We start from the raw sequence: 10,428 nt of genomic DNA on the forward strand, positions 1-10,428 counted from the left end.
GTCTCCGGCAGTAGGGATCACTTGAGACGTCTGGTGGTCGGGCGGCCGTCCCAGCGGTACTGAGGTGTCGCCCGCCGGATGAGCATGTGGAGCGTGACAATGGCGGCGGCGAGGTACAGGTAGAAGTCGACGACGATGCCTCGCTTGTCGGTGCAGCGGTGGAGCTTGCCGAAGTCGTTCATCCAGGAGTGCGTGCGCTCGATCACCCAGCGCTTGCCAGCCTGGATCGGCGCCGCGTAGCCGCCCGGGGCCGCGAGAATCCTGGCGTCGGCGGTGACCCGCACCTGCGCCGAGTGCCCCGGCGCCAGGAGACCGGGTCGTAGACGTAGCCGCTCTTGAGCGTTCTGCCCCCGACTGTGTGGTCGAGGCCACCCACCGAGTAGGTCCTGCCCTCGTAGGAACCGACGACGTTGAGCATGACCAGCCCGCCTCGTGAAGGCGCGAGGCTATTTGACCCGATCAGCCGTCAGTTCTTCTTCAGCTCCTCGGCGAGCATCACAAGGATGCCACTGGGACCGCGGACGTACGTGAGCTTGTAGACGTCCTCATAAGTCGCCACACCGCGAAGCGGACGGCATCCGTGCTTTGCGGCTGTCTCAAGGGCTTTGTCGATGTCGTCGACTGAGAAGGCGACGCGATGCATGCCAATCTCGTTGGGACGAGTGGGCTTCGACTCGATCGCTTCGGGGTGGATGTACTCGAAGAGTTCAAGGCGACCGTGACCGTCTGGTGTCTGGAGCATCGCAATGTTGGCGTGATTGCCATCAAGGCCGACGGCGGTGTCGGTCCACTCACCACTGACCGTGTCACGGCCGACGACCGTGAGGCCGAGGTCGGTAAAAAAGGCGATCGTTGCTTCGAGGTCGCGAACGGCGATGCCGACGTTCTCAAGTTTGATGGCCATGCGTTGCATGTTACCGAGCCGGGCCGATCGGGTGCTTCCGGCAAGGACGCAGCCGAGTACCAGGGCACCGTCGAGGTCGACCGTGACCTGTCCACCGGCGTCCGGAGCGTGTTTGCCTGCCGGCGACCATACCCGGTTACGCACCTCGGACCGTGCGGACCGGATGGCCTGCAGGGCCTTCTCGCCGGAGGCGGTAAGGACGTCGATCAGGCGGGAGACCGTCGGGTCGGAGGCGACCGGGCCGAAGACGGCCGGCTCGCACCGCAGCATCGCGACATCTGCGAGGCAGTCACCGCCGAGCGCGACCGTCAGGGCGACGTCCAGGAGGACCTTGTCTTGCGGACCGTCTCGACCAGCAGTACCGCACCGGCTTGCGAAACCACTCCGCGACCGCCGCCCTCGACGCGGACACGCGGGTAGGACCCGATGTGACCACCAGTCGGACAGCCCGCCTCGTGAAAGCGCGAGGCTAGACTCAGGCGATGAGCAGAACCGACCGCGCCAGCCGGGTTATCGCGGCGCCACCGGACACCGTCTACGACGCTCTCCTCGACCGGGAGTCCCTCGAGATCTGGCTGCCGCCGGACGGCATGCGCGGGCGGGTCGAGCGGTGGGATTCCCGGCCTGGTGGCGGGTTCCGGATGGTCCTTACCTACCTCGACCCCGTCGACAGCCCCGGCAAGTCTTCAGATGCGACGGATGTCGTCGACGTCGGGTTTGCAGAGCTGGTGCCACCGGAGCGCGTGGTGCAGAGGGCGGTGTTCGAGGCCGACGACCCCTCGTACGCGGGCACCATGACGATGACCTGGCACCTCGCTGCCGTCGGTGATGGAACCGAGGTGACCGTCACTGCCACGGACGTGCCACCTGGCATCGACCAGGCGATCCACGAGGCCGGGATCGCATCCTCGCTGGCCAATCTGGCGTCGTACGTCGAAGCGGCCGACTGACTCAGTTCGGGCCGCGATCCGGGCCCGCCCACTTCGTCGCGAGAACCGTCGAACTGCTCGCCGGGCGCGCCTTCTCGTTGAGCCTTCGTCTGCCAGTTATCTCGTGTGGGCCAACCGGAGGACCCGGCCAAGGCGCGGCAGCAGGGCGCTGGGCTGGTGGTAGGGCGAGCTAACCTGCGAGGCCTGTAGTCGGCTGCGCCTGGCGACAGAACGGTGGACGGCTTGCGGTGGGTCCGGGACCATGACCTGCATGCCTTCCTGGACTATCAAGCCCGAGCCCATCAGGGGCGCGGCTGTGGACGAGGTGATGCGTCAGTACTTCACGGAAATGGGTCGGCGGGTGCTGGGACGCTCAGCTACGGAGGCCGAGCTTCGAACGGTGCTTGCCAAAGACCCGCACCATGACCTCAGCCCGCCCAGCGGCGAGTTTCTTGTCGCGCGCAGCGACAGAGGCGAGCTCCTGGGCTGCGCGGGGCTGAGGCTGCTTGGCGGCAACCGGAAGACGGCGGAACTCAAGCGGATGTATGTGTGCCCCGCAGGGCGGGGAGCGGGACTGGGCCGGGGTCTGCTGCTCGCCGTCGAGGAGGCCGCCAGGAGGCTGGGCGCTACTCGGATTGTGTGCGAAACCAACACCCAGCTCACCGAGGCGCGGGCCATGTACACGCGGTACGGATACGCGGAGACCACGCCGTATGAAGGCCACGGCAGGGCGGATCACTGGTACGCCAAGGCCCTCGGGTAGCGAGACCGACGGATCGGGCCGACCCATTGAGATGATCTTGATGTGGCTGGTGTGATCACGGCGTCAGAGCCGTCCTGGATAGTCCCGTTCACGGGGTTGAGCCCGCGCTGCTTCGGCAAGTTGGTGACCGCGGTGCGACGCGAAACCGCGGACGAGCCGCAGCGCGGGCGGCCGTGGAGCCTGTCCCTGGAAGTCCGTATCCTGTTGGTCACGGCGTACTGGCGCACGAACTTGACGCTGCGCCAGCTCGCCCCGCTGTTCGGAGTCTCCAAGTCCGCGGCCGACCGGATCATCGACCATCCCGGTCCGAAGCTCGCGCTGCGACCGCGCAAGCGGTTCGGTAAGGACGCCGTACTCATCGTGGACGGCACCCTGGTGCCCACCCGTGACCGGAGCATCGCCGAGCAGTCGAAGAACTACCGCTACTCCACGGCCCACCAGGTCGTGGCCGACGCAGACTCCCGCCTGGTCGTCGTGGTCGGCCGGCCACTGCCAGGCAACCGCGACCTCATTCACTCAAAGATCACTTACGGGACAGCCTTTAGTTTAGGGTCACCTCACCCACCGCCCGGCTTCTGGCCCTGCAATGCGCTTTGCGAGCCGACGTCTTCGCGCACGTCCGGCTGCCGGCAGGTCTGGTGCGCGGCATGCGGCTACGCGGCCGAAGGGAAGTGTGGGAGGAACTGGCTGACAGCGACTGGCGGAAGATGCCAGATCTCGAGCACCGGTCAGCCCTTGTCCGGCCGCGGCTGCCTCACGGAGTTTCCTGGCCGGACGGCAGTGCAGGCATTCGGATCCTCACTCGGTCAAGGACGGCGATCCCGTTGACGCGCAGGATGTCCTCCAGGGTGTCGAGGAAGGCGCGCAGTCGATCCTCGGCATCTACGACGACCACGGCGCACGGGCCATGCGTACGGAGGCGGGACGGCTTGTCCTGATGGATCATCAGGTGGGTGCCGTACCCCTCGACGCCGTGGAAGACGCTCGCCCCGGCCAGTCTTTGCATGCGAGCGCGGTGCACGATCTCGACATAGGCGGGCTTGTGATGCCAGACGGCACTGGCTGACAGGTAGATGGTGAGCCGAGCCGAGGTCTCGTCGAACGCCATCGCGCACCCCCTGCTGATGTGACGCCAGTCACGGTACTGGCGGACAAGGGCGCCGGGGAGGGGGTGCGCGGCGGTCAGGCCCAGATCGACTGGGCGAGTGCGGCCCCCGTGAAGGCTGCGCCAAGACCGGCCACGATGCTGGCAACGGCGTTCGCCGCGGCGAAGAAGCGCGCGCCTTCCTCGGCGAGCCGCAGCGTCTCATAGGACAGGGTGGAGTACGTGGTCAGTGCCCCGCACAAGCCTGTGCCGATCAAAAGCTGGACGTTTGAGGAGATACCGCCGGCAAGGACCGCCCCGGTGATCAGCCCGAGGATGAAACAGCCGACCACGTTGACGGTGAAGGTGCCCCAGGGGAAGACGGTGTCGTGCCTCGACTGCACGGTTCGGTCGGTCAGGTACCGCATCGGTGCTGCGACGAGGGCGCCTGCGATGACCAGCAGCCAGTTCACGCACTCTCCTTCTTGTCGCGGCCGACGTAGCGGATGACCTCGCAGTCGTCGAGGATCACCAAGCCCTCGCCGACCAGTTCGTCCAGCTCGGGCAGGAAGGCGCGCACACGGTCTTCGGTGTCGACGATGATGATCGCGACGGGCAGGTCCTCGCTCATCGACAGAAGCCGGGTGGTGTGGACCAAGGAGGAGGCGCCGAATCCTTCGATTCCGCGGAAAACGCTCGCACCGGCGAGGCCGGCGGCGTGCGCGCGGTGCACGATCTCTGAGAAGAGGGGCTTGTGATGCCAGGTGTCGTTTTCGCCGATGAAGATCGTCACCCGCAGGGCGGTTCCAGTCAGCCGCGTCATGACTGCCTCCACTCGATCACGCGGCGGGTCAGGTTCGCCGTGGTCCACACGGCCGCGAGTGCCGCCAGCATGGTGGCGGCGAGATAGAGCAGCCCGGTGGGGGCGCGGTGCTCGTCGACCAGGCGCTGGATTTCCACGGCATAGGTGGAGAAGGTGGTGAAGCCGCCCAGGACGCCGGTGCCGAAGAAGGGCCTGGCGAGCCGGTGAGCCGCCCACACGTCGGTGATGATCACCATGAAGACACCGATGATGCCGCAGCCGATCACGTTCACCCAGAACGTGGTCCAGGGAAATGCGCCCGGCGCGGTCGGCCACAGCAGAGCCGCCCCGTAGCGGGCGCAGGCACCGATGGCGCCGCCGACGGCTACGGCTGCGATGATCGGCCATTGCCCGCGCCGCAGGTCAGGCCGTTGCGCGGGCATATGCAGATCGATGTCTGGATCGGTGGGTTCGTTGATCACCTGGGATCGGGCCTCTCCCATGCAGGTCTCCTACTCGCACAGCGCCGGGCATGCCCAGGACGCACTCCGTTGCAAGCAGGGACCGTTGGCGGCGACATTGCCGCGGTTGGGTACGGCGGGCCCCACCGCCGTGCGGCCGCCAGGCCGCTTCAGACACAAGAGTAGCGTGACGTACCGGGGGCGCTCTCGACAGGACCCGGCATCCTTACGACCCCGAATCCTGCGGAAGAGAGGATTGGACCACAGGGCGGGCCCCGTTGAGGTGACCGCTTCGGCGCGGGGCACTGACAATGGACGTGTACAGCGATGGGGCTCACCGCAACCGCACCCCGATGGTGCTGATGGCCTCTGCGTGAACCGGGACCCTGGGGACACGGAGGTGGTACCGATGTCCAAGATCGCCATCACAGTCGACGCGACCGTCGCGAGCACGATCCGACGCGACGACGAATCCGCCGCGTTGTTCTCCGACGTCCAGCCGGAGGCGCATGGAGCCGATGGGTGGCCGGTGGGGCACGGTCACATCGTGGACACGCTTGGTGACGACGGCCGCCCCCTTGAAGCACTGGTGCTGATGCGTGAACCGGCACTACCTGGTGATGACCTTCCGGCCTGGCCAGTCGCAGTACTCCGCCTCTCGACGGAAGGCCGCATCGTAAGTGAGGTGCTCTGTGTGAGCGAGGCCCCCTGTTTCACCGACCTCGTGGACACCTGCGACCTTCCCCGGTGGCACGCGCAGCCCGACGTGTGGGCCGCGGCTCTCGCCCGGCTCACCCCAGGCAGCAGCTATCAGGTCGCCGGATACGGGCCGGTCCGGGAGGCCGATGAACTGCTCTCCGCAGCCCGCCACTGCTACCTGCAGCTCACCGGCTGCCTGGAATGAACGCCGCAGGGCGATCCCGGCCACCCGGCCGGGGTCGCCCTTCGCCAGACGCAATCGCGGTCAAACGCGCTTCGCCGAGTTGATGAACAACCGCCAGGGCCGGGACCTTGGCCAGTGGATCGAGCGCGTCCAGGCTGACGACCTGCCCGTCCTGCACGGCTTCGTCAACGGCCTCGGCCAGGACATCGAGGCCGTGGTGGCTGGGCTCAGCCTGCGCTACAGCTCCGGCGCCGTCGAAGGCCACAACAACAAGATGTTGAAGCGGCAGATGTTCGGCCGGGCCGACTTCGACCTGCTCCGCAGGGTCCTCCTCGCGGGGCGAGGCCGTTCATGATCGCGGTCGTGGTGATCCTACGTGGCTCCGGCACTGGAAGTGGTCCAGAACCACGGTTCACCCGTCGCCGACAAGAACTCGGGACTTCGCCTGAGCCGCGCATCCTGCGCACCCGGCAGGAACGCGAGGTCCGCTCCTTTCATCGCATCATGAATTGGGCGTCATTCCTCCTTGGGCTCCTCGGGGTAGACGAAGGTACGGGTGACGAAGGTGGTCGGAGTTGTCACTGTCTGCCGCGTGATCCGTCCCTCGGCGTCCAGTGTCATCTCGACCTGAATCTTCTGGCCCGGATATCCCAGTAGCAGCGTGCTGGTTCCGTTCTCACCCGGCACGTGGTCGACCACGGCGGCCCGCCCGGTGCGATATGGGTCTTCCGCTCTTTCCAGGAATTCCTGCCCGGTCAGGGCAAAGGTGCGCGCTGTCCCCTTCCCGAGGCCTGGGTCGCTGGTCACACGCTCATACAGGGTGAAACGCCCCACGTGCTTCAAGGTCTCGACAGCACGGACCAGCGCTTGAGGGTTGTTGTGGGCGGGCCAGGGGACCGCCACCGCGGCCTGCCCGCCCCGCCACTCCTTCGAGCCGGCCTGGAGGGTGAGATGACTGGTGCCCGGCTGCCAGGAGACCGGGGCGACGAAACAGCCGACTCCGCAGCTGCGCACCGTCAGCGCCCGCTCGTGCCCCGCCGGATCAGCCAGGGTCAGCGACAGTCGATAACCTGGGTCCGCACCCGGGGCGTCGGCTCCTGGCGCGGTCAGCTGCACCACCGCCTGGCCGCTACTGGCCGCGACGCTGATCCCCAGCAATCCGGCCCGGGCCCCCAGCGGCACCACGGGACCCGATGGGGGCGGCGGGATGGCCAGCGCCGTGTTGGTGGAGCGAGGTGGTGCGGCAGCTGTCAGCGCGGCCGTCAGAGCCAGCACGCCCGCCAGCAGTCCGGCTTCCCACCGCATCGGCCGGGTGGGAGCCGCACCTCGGCGCAACCGCTGCCGTGCCGCCATCGCCACCCCGGCGACGACCACCACCACGGCCAGCTTCGCCATCAACAGCCATCCGTAGCCGGTGGAGAACACCTTCGTCAGCGGGATGACCATCAGGCCCGAGACCGCGCCGCTTGCCACCATCGCTGCGAACAGCCACGCCGCCCGCCGCGCGTACGCGCTGACCACGGACCGCCTAGCCTCCGGTGTCGACCGCCACGCCACCGCGCAGCGCACCACGTACACCAGCGCACCCAACCACAGGGCCACCGCCGTCAGATGCACCACCGTGACCAGTGCGCCCCAGCCTGGCGCGTAGGTCTGCGGATGTGCCCGCAGTCCCTCTGTGACCACGGTTGCGGTCAGTGGCGCCCACGCCCAGCGCGGCCGTCTCAGCGCCAGCCCCACCGCCGTTGCGAACGCCCCGACTTCGACCAGCGCCAATACACCCGGACGCGAGCCCGCTTGTCCCAGCGCCGGATGGGACAGTCCTCCCAGCACACTGCCGTTCCCAATGACCAAGGCTGCCAGCCCGAGGGCGGCCACGAGCCCGAGGCCGGCCGTCGGCAAGGACCACGAGCCGGGCAGCGGCGCACCCTTGGGCCGGGTCCTGCGGGCCATTCGTATCGCTGCCGCCTCCCCCAGCACCAACGCCAGCGTCCCGAACAGGACCCAGCGCAGTACCGTCGTCGGCCACCTCCCGGCAGTCGCGGCCGGAGCCGCGCTGCCCGTCGACAAGGCCCCCCGCGCGACCGGACCCACCGCGAAGCGGTAGCTGTCGTTGATCACATCGCCGTCATCGGCCACCACTTGCCAGGTCACTGTGTAGACCCCCGGCCTCAGTCGATGGGGCAGCTTCGCCGTCAGCGTGCGCCCGCCGTTGTTGCGCGAGATCGCTCCCACGTCGACCGCGGAGCCGGTCGGCCCCGTGAGCTGCACTGTCTTTCCACTTCGGATCACCGGGTCGTCGAAGATCAACGTCAGCTCGGGCGGGGAGGTCGGCACGCTGCTCCCCACTGCCGGGGTGGTGAGCAGTAGGTTTGCGTGCGCGGAGGCAGCGGGGGCCCATCCCAGCCCAAGGCCGAATGCGACCGCCCAAAGGGCGCCCAGCGCCACCATCCGTCTCTTGAGAACAGCCATGCCGCGCTCGTCACGCATCATGCCGGCGGTGTTGGGTCATGCAGTGGGCCTTCGCGGTGAAGGAGCCGACCACGGATCCGGCGAGCGAGGCGAAGTCGGCCGTCCCGGTGGCCAGCTGTGCCCTGGCGGCGAGCACGCCCTGCACGAGAACGGCGCGCGCCACACTGGCGGCGAAGGGGCGTACGCCTGGACCATGGACCGGTGGCCCCGAGCGGGTTGAGGCCGTCACCTGCGCCGGTTCCAGCCGAGGTCCCGCCTCACGGGCACCATTGCTTCCGGCGGGTGTGTGGGCGACCGGTGTCGCGGTGACACGCCACGTCCCCGGGTTGATGTCTTCCACCTTCGTGGTGACCGATATCCGGCCGCTGCCGCGGGTTGTCCCTTCCGCGGTCTCCACACGCTTGAACCGGTCCCGCGCAGTCGTTGCAGGCGCGCCGCTCTCACGGACCTCGGCGAACGTGATCGTCACCGTGTAAGGCCCGGAATGGGTGTCCGGTCCAGCGCCGGACCAGTACGTCGCCGCCCGCCCAGGTGCCTGCTCGGCAAGCTCCTGCCTCGATGTCGCGCGTCCACTGCGCCGAACTCCGGCAGTCGGGGCCGCTTGTGTTCCAGCGGCCTGGGGTGCAAACCCGATCGGCGAGAACCCCTTGGTGTCCGGCACCGAAGATGCCGAGGCCGGTACCGGCTGGACAACCACCATGAGGGACGTCGGCGCTGGCGTATGTGAAGGCGTCCGCACGCCGGGGGGAGCTGTCTGGTCCAGCGGCCGAAGTGCGATCCGCGTCTGAGGGGGCCACGGCGTGGGTCGACTCCGGACACCCCCGTGCCGGTCGGGCAGACTGGTTGCCGGCTGCCGGATCTTGCGCTGGTCGGGCACCGGCTTACGGGACTTGAGCACGAGAACTCCTGCGGTGTGTGCCAAAGTGTCGCCAGCGTCCGTGGCGTTGCGATCGGCACTGCGCATCCGGTCGTGGGCAGGGCCATCGACGTACGGCCGTTCGCCTTGATCAATGCTGTCCATGCCGTAGCCGTTGCTCGGGGGCTGGGTCGCGGAGGGGCGTAGTGCGTCGTGAGGCGAGGTGACGAAGGCGGTGTACAGCGCCGTAGGTGCTGAAGCCGCCGAGTAGGTCGGCACGTCGAGGTACTTGTGCGCGATCCTGCCATGGTCCCGTCTGGGCCCTCGGCACATGTGCGCAGCCTGACTGTGCCCCGATGGCGCTGCCGGGAACGTCGCAGGTGCGGCCGAGGCCGGGGTGACGTGGTTCGTCAGCTCGACCGGCAGAGGTCTTTCCAGCGGCGTCGCACTTGTGGTCGCGGCCTTGATCGTCATGCCTCCACAGTACACTAACCTAATGGACGTATCGCCAACATCCATTAGATGAGAGGGTGATGACGTGTCATGGCTCTCACGTCAAAGCGTTCCCGACCCCGTTCACGCGCCAGGCCTCAGTTATGAAATCGTCGAAATCGCCCTGCCACACCGCTTCCTCGGGGTGCTCGCTCAGCTTGACTCTGTCGGGGATCGTGCCGTGGTCGAGATCAGTCGCTGACGGCCCGCCAGGACTTCAGTCGAGGGATCTCCTGCTCGTCCAGGAATTTCTGGAAGGCGGCCGACGGCCGAGGCGAGGGTGTTTCGCCAGTTGATGGCAGACCGCTGAGGCGTTCGATGTTCACCGCGATGGCGGTCAACACGTGTTGCAGGTGGGCCTTGGCTTGTCCCCGGTAGCGGCAGCGGCGCATGCCATGTCCATGGACGCACTCGTCGACAGTGCCCTCCACTCCGGATCGGACCGCATAGCGGGCCTGCCAGGCGGGCGTCTGCTGCTCCGTGCGGCGCGCGTAACGGGCCGTCGGGTCGTAGGGCGAGACGATCGCCCAGGACGAGGGCGCCGGCCCGCCGTCGTCATCGGTGCGCCGGCGCAGGCGCCATGCCGCGTCGCGGTAGTAGTTCTGCAGACGATCTGCCGCAGGGCCTGGACCCGGGGACCGAACACGTGGCCTACCCGGCGGTGGCCTGTGCGAGGTTCTGCTCCAGGAGTTCCAGGGTGGGCAGGGCTGCGGTCCGCTCGTCGGGGGAGAGACCCGCGGTCACGAGGTCGTCGAGCCGGCTCCAGATCCGCTCGACCTCAC

13 protein-coding genes, 3 pseudogenes and 1 riboswitch are annotated in these 10,428 nt (G+C 67.9%); of the genes and pseudogenes, 5 read left to right on the forward strand and 11 right to left on the reverse strand.

What is annotated here, in order from left to right:
• Window positions 1-17: 17 nt before the first annotated feature.
• The 4 genes and pseudogenes from VXC91_RS38245 to VXC91_RS38255 all read right to left on the reverse strand — a co-directional run.
• Window positions 18-242 (reverse strand): annotated as a pseudogene (locus VXC91_RS38245) (IS5/IS1182 family transposase); the annotation flags it as partial.
• Complete coding sequence (locus VXC91_RS47265) at window positions 203-418, reverse strand: hypothetical protein (RefSeq protein ID WP_408057581.1); 216 nt, start codon at window positions 416-418, stop codon at window positions 203-205. The gene VXC91_RS47265 and the pseudogene VXC91_RS38245, both read right to left, overlap by 40 nt.
• Window positions 419-466: 48 nt before the next feature.
• Window positions 467-904: a VOC family protein gene (locus VXC91_RS38250; RefSeq protein WP_329511966.1), complete on the reverse strand. Its 438-nt coding sequence runs from the start codon at window positions 902-904 to the stop codon at window positions 467-469.
• A 54-nt stretch (window positions 905-958) separates the two neighbouring features.
• Window positions 959-1,332: pseudogene (locus tag VXC91_RS38255) on the reverse strand (IS1380 family transposase); the annotation flags it as partial.
• A 54-nt stretch (window positions 1,333-1,386) separates the two neighbouring features.
• Here VXC91_RS38255 and VXC91_RS38260 point away from each other — a divergent pair.
• The 3 genes and pseudogenes from VXC91_RS38260 to VXC91_RS38270 all read left to right on the forward strand — a co-directional run.
• A complete protein-coding gene (locus VXC91_RS38260) occupies window positions 1,387-1,854 on the forward strand; it encodes an SRPBCC family protein (RefSeq protein WP_329511957.1) in 468 nt (155 codons plus the stop codon).
• Window positions 1,855-2,104: 250 nt separating this feature from the next.
• Complete coding sequence (locus tag VXC91_RS38265; RefSeq protein ID WP_329511958.1) at window positions 2,105-2,596, forward strand: GNAT family N-acetyltransferase; 492 nt, start codon at window positions 2,105-2,107, stop codon at window positions 2,594-2,596.
• A 42-nt stretch (window positions 2,597-2,638) separates the two neighbouring features.
• A pseudogene (locus VXC91_RS38270) lies at window positions 2,639-3,103 on the forward strand (transposase family protein); the annotation flags it as partial.
• A gap of 247 nt (window positions 3,104-3,350) precedes the next feature.
• Here the strand turns inward: VXC91_RS38270 and VXC91_RS38275 are convergent.
• The 4 genes from VXC91_RS38275 to crcB (VXC91_RS38290) form a co-directional block, all read right to left on the reverse strand.
• Window positions 3,351-3,704, reverse strand: a complete 354-nt coding sequence (locus VXC91_RS38275) for a DUF190 domain-containing protein (protein ID WP_329511959.1) — start codon at window positions 3,702-3,704, stop codon at window positions 3,351-3,353.
• A gap of 74 nt (window positions 3,705-3,778) precedes the next feature.
• Complete coding sequence (gene crcB, locus VXC91_RS38280) at window positions 3,779-4,153, reverse strand: fluoride efflux transporter CrcB (protein ID WP_329511960.1); 375 nt, start codon at window positions 4,151-4,153, stop codon at window positions 3,779-3,781.
• Window positions 4,150-4,503, reverse strand: a complete 354-nt coding sequence (locus VXC91_RS38285; RefSeq protein WP_329511961.1) for a DUF190 domain-containing protein — start codon at window positions 4,501-4,503, stop codon at window positions 4,150-4,152. Before VXC91_RS38285 ends, crcB (VXC91_RS38280) begins: the two co-directional genes overlap by 4 nt.
• On the reverse strand, window positions 4,500-4,985 hold the full coding sequence (gene crcB, locus VXC91_RS38290) for a fluoride efflux transporter CrcB (RefSeq protein ID WP_329511962.1): 486 nt from the start codon (window positions 4,983-4,985) through the stop codon (window positions 4,500-4,502). The genes VXC91_RS38285 and crcB (VXC91_RS38290) overlap by 4 nt, the downstream gene beginning before the upstream one ends.
• Window positions 4,986-5,257: 272 nt before the next feature.
• Window positions 5,258-5,322: riboswitch (Fluoride riboswitch) on the forward strand.
• Between the two features lie 30 nt (window positions 5,323-5,352).
• On the opposite strand from crcB (VXC91_RS38290), the gene VXC91_RS38295 reads away from it, so the two are divergent.
• Entirely contained in the window at window positions 5,353-5,847 is a 495-nt protein-coding gene (locus VXC91_RS38295) for an inorganic diphosphatase (protein WP_329511963.1), read from the forward strand.
• 82 nt (window positions 5,848-5,929) lie between these two features.
• Window positions 5,930-6,181, forward strand: coding sequence for a transposase (locus tag VXC91_RS38300; protein WP_329511968.1), 252 nt, complete (start codon window positions 5,930-5,932; stop codon window positions 6,179-6,181).
• A 161-nt stretch (window positions 6,182-6,342) separates the two neighbouring features.
• Here VXC91_RS38300 and VXC91_RS38305 read toward each other — a convergent pair whose 3' ends face one another.
• The 3 genes from VXC91_RS38305 to VXC91_RS38315 all read right to left on the reverse strand — a co-directional run bounded on the left by VXC91_RS38305 (window position 6,343) and on the right by VXC91_RS38315 (window position 10,254).
• Window positions 6,343-8,298, reverse strand: a complete 1,956-nt coding sequence (locus VXC91_RS38305) for a copper resistance CopC/CopD family protein (RefSeq protein WP_329511964.1) — start codon at window positions 8,296-8,298, stop codon at window positions 6,343-6,345.
• Between the two features lie 10 nt (window positions 8,299-8,308).
• The gene (locus VXC91_RS38310; protein ID WP_329511965.1) at window positions 8,309-8,767 is read right to left on the reverse strand and encodes a hypothetical protein; all 459 of its coding nucleotides are present in this window, start codon (window positions 8,765-8,767) and stop codon (window positions 8,309-8,311) included.
• Between the two features lie 1,070 nt (window positions 8,768-9,837).
• Complete coding sequence (locus tag VXC91_RS38315) at window positions 9,838-10,254, reverse strand: transposase (RefSeq protein ID WP_329511967.1); 417 nt, start codon at window positions 10,252-10,254, stop codon at window positions 9,838-9,840.
• Window positions 10,255-10,428: the final 174 nt, after the last annotated feature.

The organism is Streptomyces chiangmaiensis, from assembly GCF_036281785.1.
Classification (GTDB): domain Bacteria; phylum Actinomycetota; class Actinomycetes; order Streptomycetales; family Streptomycetaceae; genus Streptomyces; species Streptomyces chiangmaiensis.